A 15,929-nucleotide genomic window follows, 5' to 3' on the forward strand; every position below is an offset into this window, starting at 1 on the left:
ATCCACAGGAGCTGACCGACCATGCACCTCACCGCACCGGCCACACGTCGCACCGGCGTCCGGGACGCCGACGGCATGGCCGTCGCGTCCTTCATCCTGGGCCTGCTGGGCCTGCTCGTCCTCAACGTCTTCCTCGGCCCCATCGCCGTCATCCTCGCGGCGGCGGCCCTCTGGCGCGGCACCGCCCGCCGCGGCCGCGCCTACCTCGGCCTCGCCCTGGGCGTCGCCGACCTGCTCGTCCTGGTCGCGTTCATGCAGGCGGACTCGACGGTCTCCTGGAGCTTCTGACCGCGCCGGCCGCACCTGCGAGCGAGAGGCGCCACCCGGTCCCCGTAGAATCGGGCCACCATGGCATACCTCGACCACGCCGCGACCACGCCGATGCTCCCCGAGGCGGTCGAGGCGCTCACCGCGCACCTGAGCATCACCGGTAACGCCTCCTCCCTCCACGCAGCCGGCCGGCAGGCCCGCCGCACGGTCGAGGAAGCCCGTGAGACCCTCGCGGAAGCGCTCGGCGCCCGCCCCAGCGAGGTCGTCCTCACCTCCGGCGGCACCGAGGCCGACAACCTCGCGGTCAAAGGCCTGTACTGGTCCCGCCGAGACGCCGACCCGGCCCGCACCCGTGTCCTGGCGAGCCCCGTGGAGCACCACGCCGTGCTCGACGCCGTCCACTGGCTCGGCGAGCACGAGCGCGCCACGGTCGAGTACCTGCCGGTCGACGCCGAGGGACGGGTCCACCCCGACGTCCTTCGCGACGCGATCGCGCGCAATCCCCAGGACGTCGCCCTGGCCACCGTGATGTGGGCGAACAACGAGATCGGCACGATCCTGCCGGTCCGTGAACTGGCCGACGCGGCAGCCGAGTTCGACGTCCCGCTGCACGCCGACGCGGTGCAGGCCTTCGGTCAGGTCCCCGTCGACTTCGCCGCCTCCGGGCTCGCCGCCATGACGGTCTCCGGTCACAAGATCGGCGGCCCGTACGGGATCGGCGCCCTGCTGCTGGGCCGCGAGCACACCCCCGTCCCCGTCCTGCACGGCGGCGGGCAGGAACGCCATGTCCGCTCCGGCACCCTCGACGTCCCCGCCATCGCCTCCTTCGCGGTCGCCGCACGCATCGCCGCCGAGCGGCGCGAGTGGTTCGCCCGTGAGGTCGGCGCGCTGCGCGACGCGCTGATCGACGCCGTGGGCACGGCCGTCCCGGACGCGATCCTCGGCGGCGACCCCGTGGACCGGCTGCCGGCCAACGCGCACTTCACCTTTCCGGGCTGCGAGGGCGACTCGCTGCTGCTGCTGCTGGACGCCCAGGGCATCGAGTGCTCCACCGGCTCCGCCTGCACCGCCGGCGTCGCCCAGCCCAGCCATGTGCTGCTGGCCACCGGCGTCGACCCCGACCTGGCCCGCGGCACCCTGCGCTTCTCCCTCGGCCACACCTCCACCGAGGCCGATGTCGAAGCGGTGGCCAAGGCCATCGGCCCTGCGGTCGAGCGGGCCCGCGCGGCGGGGCTGACGTGACGCGCGGCGACTGACCCGCCCCCACGGCCCCGCGGCCCCTGCCGCCCTGGGCCCCTCGGGGCGGTCGTCGCGCCCGTCGTGGTCGTCACGGAGGTCGACGCTCTTGCGCGGTTCACGGCGGCACGGTGGGCGACCCGTCACGCCCGGGTGGGCGACCCCGTCACGCCTGGCGCCGCGCGTCGGCCGCCTGCGCCGCGGCGACGAGCCGCAGGTAGCGCTTCCAGTCCCAGTGCTTGCCCGGATCGGTGTGGTCGGTGCCCGGCACCTCCACGTGCCCGATGATGTGCTCCCGGTCCACCGGTATGTCGTAGCGGCGGCAGACCGCGGCGGTGAGCCGGGCGGACGCGGCGTACATCACGTCCGTGAAGTCCTGCGGCCGGTCGACGAACCCCTCGTGCTCGATGCCCACACTGCGCTCGTTGTAGGAGCGGTTGCCCGAGTGGTACGCCACGTCCAGCTCGCGGACCATCTGCGTGACGCGACCGTCCTTGCCGACGATGTAGTGCGCCGCCGCCCGGTGCCCAGGGTCCTCGAACGCCTTGACCGCGCTCCCCAGATCTCCCTGGGTCACATGGATGACGACCATGTCGATCCCGTAGTCGTCCGGTCGGTCCGCCCAGCGGAAGTTCGCCTCGGAGGCCGGCGTCCAGCGCGCGCCGAGGAAGTCCACCGCCCCCTCCACCCGCTGTCTGCGCACGCCGGGCAGCCGCCAGTACAGCCGCGTCAGCTCCTCACGCGCCAGAACTCCGGTGCCGACGGCTGCCGCCAAGCCGCCGATCAGCAGCGCGCGCCGCCCGATCCGCCGGTCGGAGTCACCTCGTGTCGCCCCCATGGCCCGTCCTTCCTCGGACCCGGTCCGTCGGACAGGGCCGGTCCCTCGAGATCGTCAACGGATACTCGCGGGCCCGGGTTCCCGGCGACCCGTACCCTGAAAGGGTTATGACTGAGACCTCGCAGCGCCCCCGCCCCCTTCGCGTACTCGCCGCCATGTCCGGCGGGGTCGACTCCGCCGTCGCCGCCGCCCGCGCGGCCGAAGCCGGCCACGACGTCACCGGCGTCCACCTCGCGCTCTCCGCGAACCCGCAGTCGTTCCGCACCGGCGCGCGGGGCTGCTGCACCATCGAGGATTCGCGTGACGCCCGTCGCGCCGCGGACGTCATCGGCATCCCGTTCTACGTCTGGGACCTCGCCGACCGCTTCCGCGAGGACGTCGTCGACGACTTCGTCGCCGAGTACGAGGCCGGCCGCACCCCCAACCCCTGCCTGCGCTGCAACGAGAAGATCAAGTTCGCCGCGCTGCTCGACAAGGCGCTCGCGCTCGGCTTCGACGCGGTGTGCACCGGCCACTACGCGAAGGTGCTGGTCCGCGAGGACGGCGCGCGCGAACTGCACCGCGCCTCCGACATGGCGAAGGACCAGTCGTACGTCCTCGGCGTGCTGGACGACCGGCAGCTCGCCCACGCGCTCTTCCCCCTCGGCGACACGGTGACGACCAAGGACGAGATCCGTGCGGAGGCGGAGCGGCGGGGCCTCGCCGTAGCCAAGAAGCCCGACTCCCACGACATCTGCTTCATCGCCGACGGCGACACCCAGGGCTTCCTCGCCCAGCGGCTCGGCCGGGCGGAGGGCGACATCGTCGACGAGTCCGGCACGAAGATCGGCACCCACGAGGGCGCGTACGGCTTCACCGTCGGCCAGCGCAAGGGCCTGCGCATCGGCACCCCCGCCGCCGACGGCAAGCCCCGCTACGTCCTCGACATCTCCCCGGTGAACAACACCGTGACGGTCGGTCCCGCCGCCTCCCTCGACGTCGGCGCGCTGACCGCGATCAAGCCCCGCTGGTGCGGCGCCGCCCCCACCGGCCCCGGCGTGTACACGGCCCAGCTGCGCGCCCACGGCGGCGAGACCGAGGTGGCCGCCGAACTCGTCGGCGACCGCCTCCAGGTCACGTTCACCGAGCCGGTCCGGGGCGTGGCGCCCGGTCAGGCGATCGTGCTGTACGACGGCACACGGGTCGTCGGCTCGGCCACGATCGCATCGACCGTGCGGACGGCGGCCGGGGTGGCCTGACGCCGCCGGAGGACCGGGGCCGGGGGCTCGGGGTCCCGGGGGTGGTCCGGAGCCCCCGGGCCGGCCCGGGCGTCAGTCCTGCCCGGCGAAGAAGTCCGCCAGCACCGGCGCCAGCACGTTCGGATCCACCATGTGGGACTGGCCTTCCAGCGTCCGGTACGTCCCCCGGGGCACGGCGTCCGCGACGGTGCGCACCGCCTCGCGCATCCAGGGCGGGCTCGCCCCGCCCGCCACGGCCAGCACCGGCACGCGGACCGACGCCAGCCGCTCCCGCGGCGCCGTGCCGCCGCCCATGACGGCGTCGTCGTGGGCGAGGGTCGGCGCGATGGCCTCCATCCCCGCCCACATGGGCGACCGGCGCGCGCCCTGGATCATCTCCTCGGCGAGCCCCGTCAGCCGCAGGAACAGCTCGACGGCGTCCCCTCGCCGCCCCTGCGCGAGCGCCTCGGTCAGGTCCGCCGTGTACGCGGCGCGGTCCCGCGCCCCCTCCTCGTCGACGGCGTACGGCGTCTCGTAGACGGCCACCCGGCTCACCGGCAGCCCGGCGGCCGCCGCCTCCAGAGCCAGCGCCCCGCCGGACGAGACGCCGTACAGCGCCGCCTCGCCGCCCGCCGCGTCCACCAGGGCGCCCAGGTCCTCCACCTCGCGCCGCACCGCGTACGGCGCCGTGTCGCCGCTCCCACCGCGGCCCCGGCGGTCGTACCAGAGGACGGTGAAGCGGTCGGCGAGCAGCCCGGCCAGGGGCGCCACGGTGCCGCCCGTGGACATCGCCCCGGTCACGAGGATGACCGCGGGGCCCTGTCCGGCGCGGGAGTACGCGAGTTCGGTGCCGTCGCGGGAAATCGTCTTCTTGTCCATGCCTGTGCAGACTGCCGCACCGCACGGCCCTCATCGCCCTACGACACCTCAACTTCGTAGAAGCAGAGGTGGTTCCTGATCGGTGCGACGTCCGGCTTCGGATCCGGATAGGCCCAGACGAGGTCGGACGCGCCCGGCAGCGACCAGTAGGACGCCGTTCCCTTGAAGGGGCAGTAGGTGTGCGTCTCGGAGGGGGTCAGCAGGTCGAGCCGGACGTCCTCGGCGGGGATGTAGTAACGCGCCGGACAGCCGGTCTCGCGCAGGACGAGCGCCCGGTCGGTCTCGGCCAGCACATGGCCGTCGTGCACCACCCTGACGTGCCGGTCGCTGTGCTCGACGGTGATCGTGTGTCCTCGGGTCATGCAGGGACAGCGCTCGGGGGCCCGCGGTTCTTCCCGCGTACCGTGGCGCCATGCGTATCTGCGTCTTCCTGTCCGCGGCCGACCTCGACGACCGCTACACCCGCCCCGCGCGCGAGTTCGCCGAACTGCTCGGCAAGGGCGGTCACACCCTCGTCTGGGGCGGCTCGGACGTCGGCCTGATGAAGGTCGTCGCCGACGGCGTGCAGTCGGCCGGCGGCCGGCTGTGCGGGGTGTCGGTGGACTTCCTCGCCGCGTCGGCGCGGCCGGGAGCCGACGAGATGGTGATCGCGAAGGACCTGGCCGAGAGGAAGCGGCTGCTCCTGGCGAAGTCGGACGCCGTGGTGATCATGGTCGGCGGGACCGGGACGCTGGACGAGGCCACCGAGATACTGGAGCTGAAGAAGCACGGCCACACCGACAAGCCGGTCGTGCTGCTCAACACCGCGGGCTTCTACGACGGCCTGAAGGAGCAGTTCCGGCGGATGGAGGCCGAGGGCTTCCTGCCCAGGCCCCTCACCGACCTGGTGTTCTTCGCGGAGGAGGCGGTGGGCGCCCTCGCCTACCTCGAGGAGAGCCGGGGCATCGGGTGACCCTGCGGTGATGCGAGCATGGCGGGCATGGCTACCCATGTGATCACCGGTGCGGGCTCCGGCATCGGCGCCGCCGTCGCCCGCCGTCTGCACGCGCGCGGGGACGAACTCGTGCTGCACGCGCGCGACGCCGGCCGGGCGAAGGAACTCGCGGCCGGCTTCCCCGGCGCGCGGACGCTCGTCGGCGACCTCGCCGACCCCGACAGGCTGAGCTGGGCCTTCTCCCACCAGAGCCTCCCGGAGCGGGTGGACTCCCTCCTGCACATCGCCGGAGTGGTCGACCTCGGCCCGGTCGGCGACCTCACCCCGAAGTCCTGGCGGCACCAGCTCAACGTCAACCTGATCGCCCCCGCGGAACTGACCCGGCACTTCCTGCCCCAACTGCGCACCGCGCGAGGCCACGTGCTGTTCGTCAACTCGGGCGCCGGCCTGCGGGCGAGCCCCGACTGGTCCGCCTACGCCGCCTCGAAGCACGGACTGAAGGCCCTCGCCGACTCGCTGCGGGCCGAGGAGCACGGCAACGGCGTCCGCGTCACCTCCGTCTACCCCGGACGGACGGCCAGCCCCATGCAGGCCAAGGTGCACCGGCAGGAGGGCAAGGAGTACGACCCCGCCGAATGGATCGACCCCGAGTCGGTGGCCACGACGATCCTGACGGCGCTCGACCTCCCGAGGGACGCCGAGATCAACGACCTGACGGTACGGCCGGGGCGCTGACGGTCCGTCGCGCTACGTACGCTTCACCCGTGAACGCAGACTTCAGTTTCGCCCCGGCCACCGGCGTCGGCTCCCTGCCGGGCGGCGACGCCCACGAGGCCGCCAAGACCGCCACCGGGTCCTTCGAGGACTTCCCCTTCCTCGCCGAGCTGCCGGCCCGTGGACCCGGCGCGGACATGATCGGCCGCACCGCGGGCCTGCTCGTCGAGATGTACGCGCGCGTGGAGCCCAGCGGCTGGCGGATCGGCGACCGGCCGGGCCGGGACACCAAACGGGCCCGGTCCTGGCTGGGGGAGGACCTCGACGCGCTGGAGGAGCACGTCCAGGGCTACGAGGGGCAGCTGAAGGTGCAGGCGGTCGGGCCCTGGACCCTCGCCGCCGCACTGGAGCTCAGGAACGGGGAGGTCGCCCTGTCCGATCCCGGCGCCTGCCGGGATCTCGCCGGCTCCCTCGCCGAGGGCCTGCGGCTCCACCTCGCCGAGGTGCGCCGGCGGGTGCCCGGCGCGGACGTCGTGCTCCAGCTCGACGAGCCGTCCCTCACCGCCGTGCTCCGCGGCCACGTGCGGAGCGCCAGCGGCTACCGCACGCACCGCGCGGTGGACCGGCAGGTCGTGGAGGGCACGCTGCGGGACGTCGTCGGGGTGCACGGCGACGGGCCCGTCGTGGTCCACTCGTGTGCGCCGGACGTCCCGTTCGCCCTGCTGCGCCGGTCCGGGGCGGCGGCGGTCTCGTTCGATTTCTCGCTCCTCACCGAACGTGACGACGACGTGATCGGCGAGGCGGTCGAGGCGGGCACCCGGCTCTTCGCCGGTGTCGTGCCGGGCGTGGACGCCCCATTGTCGGACCCTGCCGGTAGCGTCATGGGTGTCAGGACGCTGTGGCGCCGACTGGGACTGCGACCCGGGCTTCTCGCGGAGGCGGTCACGCTCACGCCGTCGTGCGGCCTCGCGGGCGCTTCCCCCGGATACGCCCGCCGGGCCCTCGCCCACTGCGTCCGGGCGGCGAGATCCCTCGCGGACGACCCTGAGTGACGGGAGGACACACGGTGGCCGGCGACAGGCAGGCGGAGACGACGGTGCCCAGCGAGGCGCGGGAGCAGCACGCGCAGCTCGCCGAGCAGATCGAGGAGCACCGCTTCCGGTACTACGTGAAGGACGCTCCCGTCGTCAGCGACGCGGAGTTCGACCGGCTGCTGCGCGCCCTCGAGGCGCTGGAGGAGGAGCACCCCGAGCTGCGCACGCCCGACTCCCCGACCCAGAAGGTCGCGGGCGCGTACGCCACGGAGTTCACGGCCGTCCAGCACCGCGAGCGGATGCTGTCGCTCGACAACGCCTTCGACGACCTGGAGCTGGCCGCGTGGGCCGAGCGCGTCCACCGGGACGTCGGGGCGTCCGCGTACCACTTCCTGTGCGAGCTCAAGGTCGACGGCCTGGCCGTCAACCTGACCTACGAGAACGGCCGCCTCACGCGCGCGGCGACCCGCGGCGACGGCCGCACGGGCGAGGACATCACGCCCAACGTGCGCACCATCGCGGAGATCCCGGAGCGTCTCACGGGCGACGGGGTGCCCTCGCTCGTGGAGATCCGCGGCGAGGTCTTCTTCCCGATGGAGAAGTTCGAGGAGCTCAACGCCCGTCTGGTCGAGGCCGGCGACAAGCCGTTCGCCAACCCGCGCAACGCGGCGGCCGGATCGCTGCGCCAGAAGGACCCGCGCGTCACCGCTTCCCGGCCGCTGCACATGGTCGTGCACGGCATCGGCGCCCTGGAGGGCTACGAGGGCATGACCCGCCTCTCCGAGGCCTACGAGCTCCTCAGGACCTGGGGCCTGCCCACCTCCCCGCACAACAAGGTGGTCGGCGACCTCGACGGGGTGCGGGCGTTCATCGCGTACTACGGCGAGAACCGGCACTCGGTGGCGCACGAGATCGACGGGGTGGTCGTCAAACTCGACGAGATCCGTCTGCAGGGCCGGCTCGGCTCCACGGCCCGTGCGCCGCGCTGGGCGATCGCCTACAAGTACGCGCCGGAGGAGGTCAACACCCGCCTCGTCAACATCCGCGTGGGCGTCGGCCGTACCGGGCGCGTGACGCCGTACGCCCAGGTGGAGCCGGTGACGGTGGCCGGCTCCGAGGTCGAGTTCGCCACCCTGCACAACCAGGACGTCGTCAAGGCCAAGGGGGTGCTCATCGGCGACACCGTGGTGCTGCGCAAGGCCGGTGACGTGATCCCGGAGATCCTCGGCCCGGTCGTGGACCTGCGCGACGGCAGCGAGCGCGAGTTCGTGATGCCCGCCGAGTGTCCGGAGTGCGAGACCCCCCTGCGGCCGATGAAGGAGGGCGACGTCGACCTGCGCTGCCCGAACGCCCGCAGTTGCCCGGCCCAGCTCCGTGAGCGCCTGTTCTACCTGGCGGGCCGAAAGGCGCTGGACATCGAGCAGTTCGGCTATGTCGCAGCGGCCGCCCTCACCCGCCCGCTCGAGCCCCAGCAGCCGCCGCTGGCCGACGAGGGCGACCTGTTCGACCTCACCGTCGACCGGCTGCTCCCCATCCGGGCCCACGTCCTCGACCAGGACAGCGGTCTGCCCAAGCGGGACCCGAAAACGGGCGAGGAGAAGATCGTCACGGTCTTCGCCAACCAGCAGGGCGAGCCGCGGAAGAACGCGGTGGCCATGCTGGAGAACATCGCGGCCGCCAAGGACCGTCCGCTGGCGCGTGTCCTCACCGGCCTCTCGATCCGGCACGTCGGTCCGGTCGCGGCCGAGGCGCTGGCGCGTGAGTTCCGCTCGATCGAGCGCATCGAGCAGGCGACCGAGGAGGAGTTGGCGAACACCGACGGGGTCGGCGCCATCATCGCGGCCTCGCTCAAGGAGTGGTTCGCCGAGGAGTGGCACCAGGAGATCCTCCGCAAGTGGAAGGCCGCCGGCGTCCGCATGGCGGAGGAGAGCTCCGAGGAGGACGAGGGCCCGCGTCCGCTGGAGGGCCTCACGGTCGTCGTCACCGGCACTCTGGAGCGCTTCACCCGTGACGGCGCCAAGGACGCCCTGCAGACCCGTGGGGCGAAGGTGACCGGTTCGGTTTCGAAGAAGACATCTTTTGTTGTCGTGGGTGACAATCCTGGATCGAAATATGACAAGGCAATGCAGCTGAAGGTTCCTGTTCTGGACGAGGACGGCTTCTCCGTCCTGCTGGAACAAGGGCCCGAAGCGGCTGCTGAAGTGGCGCTTTCCGCCGAGGAGTAGGCCCCGCGGCGGTTGAAGGCCACCCGATTGGCGCATACCAGATGCATACGGGTGGCCGGGGCGCATTCGGGCAACCGTCGACGACCGCTGCCCGTGGAAGCCTTCTGCGGCCTACTGTTGAGGCGTGCGCCTGCCGTGCCCAGGGTTGTCAGGGCAACGGGCCGCGTGGCGTGGGCACCGCCGGCTGTGAGAGGGACGGGAATGGAACCGACCGAGAGCGCCGCCCCGGAGTCATGGCTGCGCCGGCGCCGGGTGGCCGGCGTCCGGTGGGGGAACCGGTGGGCGGGGCGCTCCGAGCGGCGGCCGGCCGCGGAGACGTACGTGCCGCACACCTCCCTGCGGCCCGACGTCGGCGGCTTCGCCGTGCCGCCCATAGGGGCGCCCGGCGCCCACGCCGACCGGCTGCCGTCCCTGCCCACCCTGCCCGCGTCGGTCGTCGGGGTCGCCGCCCTCGTCCTCGGCGCCGGGGTCTTCCGCGCCTACACCGATCACCAGGCCCTCTTCCCGTCCGGCACGACCGGCTGGGCGCTGGCCGTCCTCGCCGGCGTCGTCGTCGGCCACCTGGTCCTCCTCGGCCGCGCCCGGTGGTGGGGCGGCACCGGCTCCGGCGCCGCGCTCACCCTCGCCGTACTGCTGCTGTACGGGTGGGTGCCGGCCGGCCTGGTCAGCCTCACCGTCGTCGTCCTGGTCGGCATAGCCCGGCGCCACCGCTGGCGGCAGGGCGTCCTGCACGGCGCGGTGGACATCCTCGGCATCGGCGCGGGCGCCCTGCTGCTGGCGGCCTGCGGACGGATACCGTCCGTGGAACGCCCCTGGACTCCCGGCAGTTGGACGGTCTACACCGGACCGCAGGTGGTCCTGGTGGCCGTCGCCTACCTCGCCGTCACCCGTGTCCTGCTCTGGTACCTGCACGCGCCCCGCCTCGGCGGGCTGCCCACCGTCGCCCGGACGGCCCTGGTCAGACAGGGTCTGGTCGCGGTGGCACTGCTCGGCATCGCACCGCTGATCTGCGTGGTGGCCGTGGCCAAGCCGATCCTGCTGCCGCTGTTCGCCATCCCGCTCATCGCCCTCGACTCCACCCTGTGGATGGCCCGCGCCCGCGCCGAGGAGCAGCTGCGCGACCCGCTCACCGGCCTGCCCAACCGTCAGTGGCTCCTGGAGCGGATCTGGACCGCCCTGGACGACGCCGAGCGCATCGGCGCCCGGTCCGCCCTGATGCTGATCGACCTCGACCGCTTCCGCTCGGTCAACGACACCCTCGGACACCTCGCCGGGGACCGGCTGCTGCTCCAGATAGCCGAGCGGCTGAAGCTCGCCCTCCCGCGCGGAGCGGAGGTCGCCCGGCTCGGCGGGGACGAGTTCGCCGTCTTACTGCCCGTCGCCGACTCCACTACCTCGGCGACCCGGGTCGCCCGCGGGCTGGTGTCCGACCTCAGCTCGCCGCTCGACCTCGACGGACTCACGCTCGTCCTGGAGGCCAGCGCGGGTGTCGCCGTCTTCCCCGAGCACGCGCTCGACGCCGAGGGCATGCTGCGCCGGGCCGACGTGGCGATGTACCAGGCGAAGCGGGACCGCACGGGCGTCGAGGTGTACGAGTCCAAACGCGACTCCAACACCCCCGACCGGCTCGGCCTGCTGGGCGACCTGCGGCGTGCGCTCGACGCGCACGAGGTGCAGCTGCACTACCAGCCGAAGGTCCGCTTCGACGGCCAGGTGGCCGGCCTGGAGGCGCTGGTGCGCTGGGTGCACCCGGAGCGCGGGAAGGTTCCGCCGGACGAGTTCATAGCGATCGCCGAGTCGTCCGGTCTGATGCCGCACCTCACCGAGTACGTGCTGGACACGGCGCTCGGCCAGGTCGCCCGATGGCGGGCCCAGGGGCTGTTCGTGCCGGTCGCGGTCAACGTCTCCCCACGCGACGTCCACACGCCGGGCTTCGCGGGATCGGTCGCGGCGCGCCTCGCCCGGCACGGCGTGCCCGCGGGAGCGCTCCAGCTGGAGATCACCGAACACGTCCTCCTGGAGGACCCGCAGCGCGCCGCCGACACCCTCAACGCACTGACCGGCCACGGCGTGAAGATGTCCCTCGACGACTTCGGCACCGGCTACTCCTCCCTGGTGCACCTGCGCCGGCTGCCGGTGAGCGAGCTGAAGATCGACCGCTCCTTCGTGGCGCGGCTGGCGGTCGACGCCGAGGACGCGGAGATCGTGCGCTGCACGGTCGACCTCGCGCATTCCCTGGGGCTCCTGGTCGTCGCCGAGGGCGTAGAGGACGACGAGACCTGGGAACGCCTGCGCGACCTGGGCTGCGACGCCGTCCAGGGCTGGCTGGTGGCGGCCGCCATGCCGGCGGACGAGACGACGGCGTGGCTGCGGGCCAGGGGCGCGCGCGGCTGGCAGCGCCCGCGGGCGGCCCTGCCCGCGGCCGCCGCGGACGAGTAGCCCTCAGGGGCCGGTGACGAAGCGTTTCACAGGCAGGGCGCACAGCACCCTAGGATTAGGGCCTGTCGCCGCATTCCCGCCTGCCCTGCGGGCGGACGACGGGAATGCGACGACAGGCCCTAGGCCCAAACCACACACTCACTCCACCCCAGAGGAACGCTGCATGCCTGGCATCACGCGCGAGGAGGTCGCCCACCTCGCCCGGCTGGCGCGTCTGGAGCTGAAGCCCGAAGAGCTCGAGCACTTCGCGGGACAGCTGGACGACATCATCGGCGCGGTCGCCCGCGTCAGCGAGGTCGCCGACCAAGACGTACCGCCGACCTCGCACCCGCTCCCGCTGACCAACGTCATGCGGGCGGACGAGGTCCGTCCGTCGCTCACCCCCGAGCAGGCGCTCTCCGGCGCCCCGGCCCAGGAGCAGCAGCGTTTCAAGGTGCCGCAGATCCTGGGGGAGGACTAACCGCCATGACGGACAACGTCACCATCATCAGGCTCACCGCCGCCGAGACCGCCGCGAGGATCGCCTCCGGCGAGCTCACGGCCGTCCAGGTCACCGAGGCCCACCTGGCCCGTATCGAGGCCGTCGACGAGAAGGTCCACGCCTTCCTGCACGTCGACCGCGAGGGCGCTCTGGCGCAGGCCCGCGCCGTCGACGAGAAGCGGGAGCGGGGCGAGAAGCTCGGCCCGCTGGCCGGCGTCCCGCTCGCGCTCAAGGACATCTTCACCACCGAGGGGATCCCGACGACCGTCGGCTCCAAGATCCTCGAGGGCTGGATCCCGCCGTACGACGCGACGCTCACCAAGCGGCTGAAGGCCGCCGACGTCGTCATCCTCGGCAAGACCAACATGGACGAGTTCGCCATGGGGTCCTCCACCGAGAACAGCGCCTACGGCCCGACCGGCAACCCCTGGGACCTCTCCAAGATCCCCGGCGGCTCCGGCGGCGGTTCGTCCGCCGCGCTCGCCTCCTTCCAGGCGCCGCTCGCCATCGGCACCGACACCGGCGGCTCCATCCGCCAGCCCGCCGCCGTCACCGGCACGGTCGGCGTGAAGCCGACGTACGGCGCGGTCTCGCGGTACGGCATGGTCGCCTTCTCGTCCTCCCTCGACCAGGGCGGCCCCTGCGCCCGCACGGTCCTCGACGCGGCGCTGCTGCACGAGGTCATCGCCGGGCACGACCCGCTGGACTCGACGTCGATCGACGCGCCCGTCCCGCCGGTCGTCGAGGCCGCCCGCAACGGCAGCGTCGACGGCATGCGCGTCGGCGTGGTCAAGCAGTTCCGCGGCGAGGGCTACCAGGCCGGCGTCATCCAGCGGTTCGACGAGTCCGTCGCGCTGCTGAAGGAGCTGGGCGCCGAGATCGTCGAGCTGGACTGCCCGTCCTTCGACCTCGCCCTGTCGGCGTACTACCTGATCGCGCCGTCCGAGTGCTCGTCCAACCTGGCCCGTTTCGACGGCCTGCGCTACGGCTCGCGCGTCGGCGACGACGGCACCCGCTCGGCCGAGGACGTCACCTCCCTCACCCGTGAGGCGGGCTTCGGCCCCGAGGTCAAGCGGCGCATCATGCTCGGCACGTACGCCCTGTCGAGCGGCTACTACGACGCCTACTACGGCTCCGCGCAGAAGGTCCGCACGCTCATCACGCGGGACTTCGAGAAGGCCTTCGAGCGGGTCGACGTGATCGTGTCGCCCACGACGCCGACCACCGCCTTCGCGATCGGCGAGCGCGCCGACGACCCGATGGCGATGTACCTGGCCGACCTGTGCACCATCCCGACCAACCTCGCGGGCAACGCGGCCATGTCGCTGCCCTGCGGTCTCGCCCCGGAGGACAACCTCCCGGTGGGCCTGCAGATCATCGCCCCGGCGCTGAAGGACGACCGTCTGTACAAGGTCGGCGCCGCCGTCGAGGCCGCCTTCGTGGAAAGGTGGGGGCACCCGCTTCTCGAGGAGGCTCCGTCGCTGTGAGTGCACTGAACAAGGCCAAGGGCTTCAAGAAGTCCAAGTCCGGCACGTACCTGTCCATCGCCGGCACCGCCTTCGGCGCGATCGGCGTCGCCAAGCGGCTGAAGAAGGCCCGCGCCGAGAAGGACACCCTGGTCCTGATCGACGCCACCGTGTCCGCCGTCGCCATCGTCACCGGCCTCGCCATCCTCTACCGCGAGCTGAAGCGGCTGGGCGACGACGACGTCCTGCTGGGCTGAGAGGGAAGTTTCACCGTGACCACCACGACCGACCTGGTGTCGTACGAGGACGCGCTGTCGTCGTACGACCCCGTCATGGGCCTCGAGGTCCATGTCGAACTCGGCACCAAGACCAAGATGTTCTGCGGCTGCTCGACCGAGCTCGGCAGGGACGCGAACACGCAGACCTGCCCCACCTGCCTCGGTCTGCCCGGCGCGCTCCCGGTCGTCAACGCGATCGGCATCGAGTCGGCGATCAAGATCGGTCTCGCGCTGAACTGCGAGATCGCCGAGTGGTGCCGCTTCGCCCGGAAGAACTACTTCTATCCGGACATGCCGAAGAACTTCCAGACCTCCCAGTACGACGAGCCGATCGCCTTCAACGGCTACCTCGACGTACAGCTGGAGGACGGCGAGACCTTCCGCGTGGAGATCGAGCGCGCCCACATGGAGGAGGACACCGGCAAGTCGACCCACGTCGGCGGGGCCACCGGCCGCATCCACGGCGCGTCCCACTCCCTGCTGGACTACAACCGGGCCGGCATCCCGCTCATCGAGATCGTCACCAAGCCGATCGAGGGCGCGGGCGAGCGGGCCCCCGAGGTGGCCCGGGCGTACGTGCGTGAGCTGCGCGAGGTCATCAAGGCGCTCGGCGTCTCCGAGGCCCGTATGGAGATGGGCCAGATGCGCTGCGACGTGAACCTGTCGCTGCGCCCGCACGGCCGCGAGAAGTTCGGCACGCGGTCCGAGACGAAGAACGTGAACTCGCTGCGGTCCGTGGAGCGTGCGGCCCGCTTCGAGATCATGCGGCACGCGGCCGTGCTGAACGGCGGCGGCACGATCGTCCAGGAGACCCGCCACTTCCACGAGGACACCGGGTCCACGACCTCGGGCCGCGTGAAGGAGGAGGCCGAGGACTACCGGTACTTCCCGGAGCCCGACCTCGTCCCGGTCGCCCCGTCCCGCGAGTGGGTCGAGGAGATCCGCGCCGGGCTGCCGGAGCTGCCGCTGGCCCGCCGCAACCGGCTGGTCGCCGAGTGGGGGATCTCCGCCACCGACATGCAGTCGATCCTCAACGCCGGCGCGCTGGACCCGATCGTCGCCACGATCGAAGCCGGCGCCGACGCGGCGTCCGCCCGCAAGTGGTGGATGGGCGAACTGGCCCGCAGCGCCAACGAGTCGGGCGTCGCGCTCGACGAGCTGGCCATCACGCCGCAGCAGGTCGCCCGGGTCGCCGCACTGGTGAACTCCGGCGACCTGAACGACAAGCTGGCCCGCCAGGTCATCGAGGGCGTCCTCGCGGGCGAGGGCGGCCCGGACGAGGTCGTCGACAAGCGCGGGCTGAAGGTCGTCTCCGACGACTCGGCGCTGGGCACGGCCGTCGACGAGGCCATCGCCGGCAACCCGGGCATCGCCGACAAGATCCGCGGCGGCAAGGTGGCCGCGGCCGGCGCGCTCGTCGGCGCCGTGATGAAGGCCACGCGCGGTCAGGCCGACGCGGCCCGTGTCAAGGAGCTGATCCTGGAGAAGCTGGGCGTCAGCGAGGGCTGAGCCCGCCCGCGAGCCGCCAGGGGTGCACCGGTCCGCCGGTGCACCCCTGGCCGCGTTCCCGGCCGGACGCGCTACGCTCGCCCGCCATGAGCGCACGAACCGACTCCGACGCCCACGGCGACATGGAGGACCCGGACGAGGCGTACGGCACCGAGGAGGCCCGGCGGGCCCGCTGGACGGCGACCGTCGCCGGCGCCCTGCTCACCCTCGCCGGCCTCGCCGCCTCCCTCGTGCGCCTCGGCCGCCCCGTCCCGGCCCTCGTCCCGTCGGCCTACGCGCTCGGCGCCGCCGTCTGCGCGCTCGCCGCGGTCCTCGGCGCCCGGGGCCGCACCCGGCGCGCCCTGTGGCTGCTCATCGTCGGCGTGATGGTGATGGCGCTCGGGGACCAGTCGGACTGACGCCTCCCGGC

The 15,929-nt window shown here is 72.7% G+C and carries 16 protein-coding genes; 13 read left to right on the forward strand and 3 right to left on the reverse strand.

Annotation, left to right across the window (positions count from 1 at the left end; translation table 11 throughout):
• Positions 1-21: 21 nt before the first annotated feature.
• Together ACH4ZA_RS20690 and ACH4ZA_RS20695 are read left to right on the forward strand one after the other, a co-directional pair.
• On the forward strand, positions 22-288 hold the full coding sequence (locus ACH4ZA_RS20690; protein ID WP_266725844.1) for a DUF4190 domain-containing protein: 267 nt from the start codon (positions 22-24) through the stop codon (positions 286-288).
• A 60-nt stretch (positions 289-348) separates the two neighbouring features.
• The gene (locus ACH4ZA_RS20695; RefSeq protein WP_398430881.1) at positions 349-1,512 is read left to right on the forward strand and encodes a cysteine desulfurase family protein; all 1,164 of its coding nucleotides are present in this window, start codon (positions 349-351) and stop codon (positions 1,510-1,512) included.
• 160 nt (positions 1,513-1,672) lie between these two features.
• Here ACH4ZA_RS20695 and ACH4ZA_RS20700 read toward each other — a convergent pair whose 3' ends face one another.
• Complete coding sequence (locus ACH4ZA_RS20700; RefSeq protein ID WP_319277531.1) at positions 1,673-2,344, reverse strand: N-acetylmuramoyl-L-alanine amidase; 672 nt, start codon at positions 2,342-2,344, stop codon at positions 1,673-1,675.
• Between the two features lie 107 nt (positions 2,345-2,451).
• On the opposite strand from ACH4ZA_RS20700, the gene mnmA reads away from it, so the two are divergent.
• Complete coding sequence (gene mnmA, locus ACH4ZA_RS20705; protein ID WP_398430884.1) at positions 2,452-3,582, forward strand: tRNA 2-thiouridine(34) synthase MnmA; 1,131 nt, start codon at positions 2,452-2,454, stop codon at positions 3,580-3,582.
• A 72-nt stretch (positions 3,583-3,654) separates the two neighbouring features.
• On the opposite strand, the gene ACH4ZA_RS20710 is transcribed toward mnmA, so the two are convergent.
• Positions 3,655-4,440 (reverse strand): alpha/beta hydrolase, encoded by a 786-nt coding sequence (locus ACH4ZA_RS20710; protein ID WP_319277528.1) that lies wholly within the window; start codon positions 4,438-4,440, stop codon positions 3,655-3,657.
• Between the two features lie 38 nt (positions 4,441-4,478).
• Positions 4,479-4,802 (reverse strand): DUF427 domain-containing protein, encoded by a 324-nt coding sequence (locus ACH4ZA_RS20715; RefSeq protein WP_319277525.1) that lies wholly within the window; start codon positions 4,800-4,802, stop codon positions 4,479-4,481.
• Positions 4,803-4,852: 50 nt separating this feature from the next.
• On the opposite strand from ACH4ZA_RS20715, the gene ACH4ZA_RS20720 reads away from it, so the two are divergent.
• The 10 genes from ACH4ZA_RS20720 (at position 4,853) to ACH4ZA_RS20765 (ending at position 15,918) form a co-directional block, all read left to right on the forward strand.
• Complete coding sequence (locus tag ACH4ZA_RS20720) at positions 4,853-5,392, forward strand: TIGR00730 family Rossman fold protein (RefSeq protein WP_306949159.1); 540 nt, start codon at positions 4,853-4,855, stop codon at positions 5,390-5,392.
• 18 nt (positions 5,393-5,410) lie between these two features.
• A complete protein-coding gene (locus ACH4ZA_RS20725; protein ID WP_319277523.1) occupies positions 5,411-6,109 on the forward strand; it encodes an SDR family oxidoreductase in 699 nt (232 codons plus the stop codon).
• Between the two features lie 29 nt (positions 6,110-6,138).
• On the forward strand, positions 6,139-7,140 hold the full coding sequence (locus ACH4ZA_RS20730) for a methionine synthase (protein WP_319277521.1): 1,002 nt from the start codon (positions 6,139-6,141) through the stop codon (positions 7,138-7,140).
• Positions 7,141-7,154: 14 nt separating this feature from the next.
• On the forward strand, positions 7,155-9,347 hold the full coding sequence (ligA, locus tag ACH4ZA_RS20735; RefSeq protein WP_319277520.1) for an NAD-dependent DNA ligase LigA: 2,193 nt from the start codon (positions 7,155-7,157) through the stop codon (positions 9,345-9,347).
• A 201-nt stretch (positions 9,348-9,548) separates the two neighbouring features.
• Positions 9,549-11,786 (forward strand): putative bifunctional diguanylate cyclase/phosphodiesterase, encoded by a 2,238-nt coding sequence (locus ACH4ZA_RS20740; protein WP_398430888.1) that lies wholly within the window; start codon positions 9,549-9,551, stop codon positions 11,784-11,786.
• Between the two features lie 163 nt (positions 11,787-11,949).
• Positions 11,950-12,246 carry an Asp-tRNA(Asn)/Glu-tRNA(Gln) amidotransferase subunit GatC gene (gene gatC, locus ACH4ZA_RS20745; protein ID WP_007384860.1) on the forward strand — a complete coding sequence of 99 codons (297 nt, stop codon included), beginning with the start codon at positions 11,950-11,952 and terminating at the stop codon, positions 12,244-12,246.
• A 5-nt stretch (positions 12,247-12,251) separates the two neighbouring features.
• Positions 12,252-13,754 carry an Asp-tRNA(Asn)/Glu-tRNA(Gln) amidotransferase subunit GatA gene (gene gatA / locus ACH4ZA_RS20750; RefSeq protein WP_398430890.1) on the forward strand — a complete coding sequence of 501 codons (1,503 nt, stop codon included), beginning with the start codon at positions 12,252-12,254 and terminating at the stop codon, positions 13,752-13,754.
• The gene (locus ACH4ZA_RS20755; RefSeq protein WP_069770484.1) at positions 13,751-13,990 is read left to right on the forward strand and encodes a hypothetical protein; all 240 of its coding nucleotides are present in this window, start codon (positions 13,751-13,753) and stop codon (positions 13,988-13,990) included. Before gatA ends, ACH4ZA_RS20755 begins: the two co-directional genes overlap by 4 nt.
• 15 nt (positions 13,991-14,005) lie before the next feature.
• On the forward strand, positions 14,006-15,520 hold the full coding sequence (gatB, locus tag ACH4ZA_RS20760; RefSeq protein ID WP_319277515.1) for an Asp-tRNA(Asn)/Glu-tRNA(Gln) amidotransferase subunit GatB: 1,515 nt from the start codon (positions 14,006-14,008) through the stop codon (positions 15,518-15,520).
• Between the two features lie 86 nt (positions 15,521-15,606).
• Complete coding sequence (locus ACH4ZA_RS20765) at positions 15,607-15,918, forward strand: hypothetical protein (RefSeq protein WP_319277514.1); 312 nt, start codon at positions 15,607-15,609, stop codon at positions 15,916-15,918.
• The last annotated feature ends 11 nt before the right edge of the window (positions 15,919-15,929 follow it).

Origin of the sequence: Streptomyces sp. NPDC020597 (assembly GCF_044335095.1) — a bacterium.
Classification (GTDB): Bacteria; Actinomycetota; Actinomycetes; order Streptomycetales; family Streptomycetaceae; genus Streptomyces.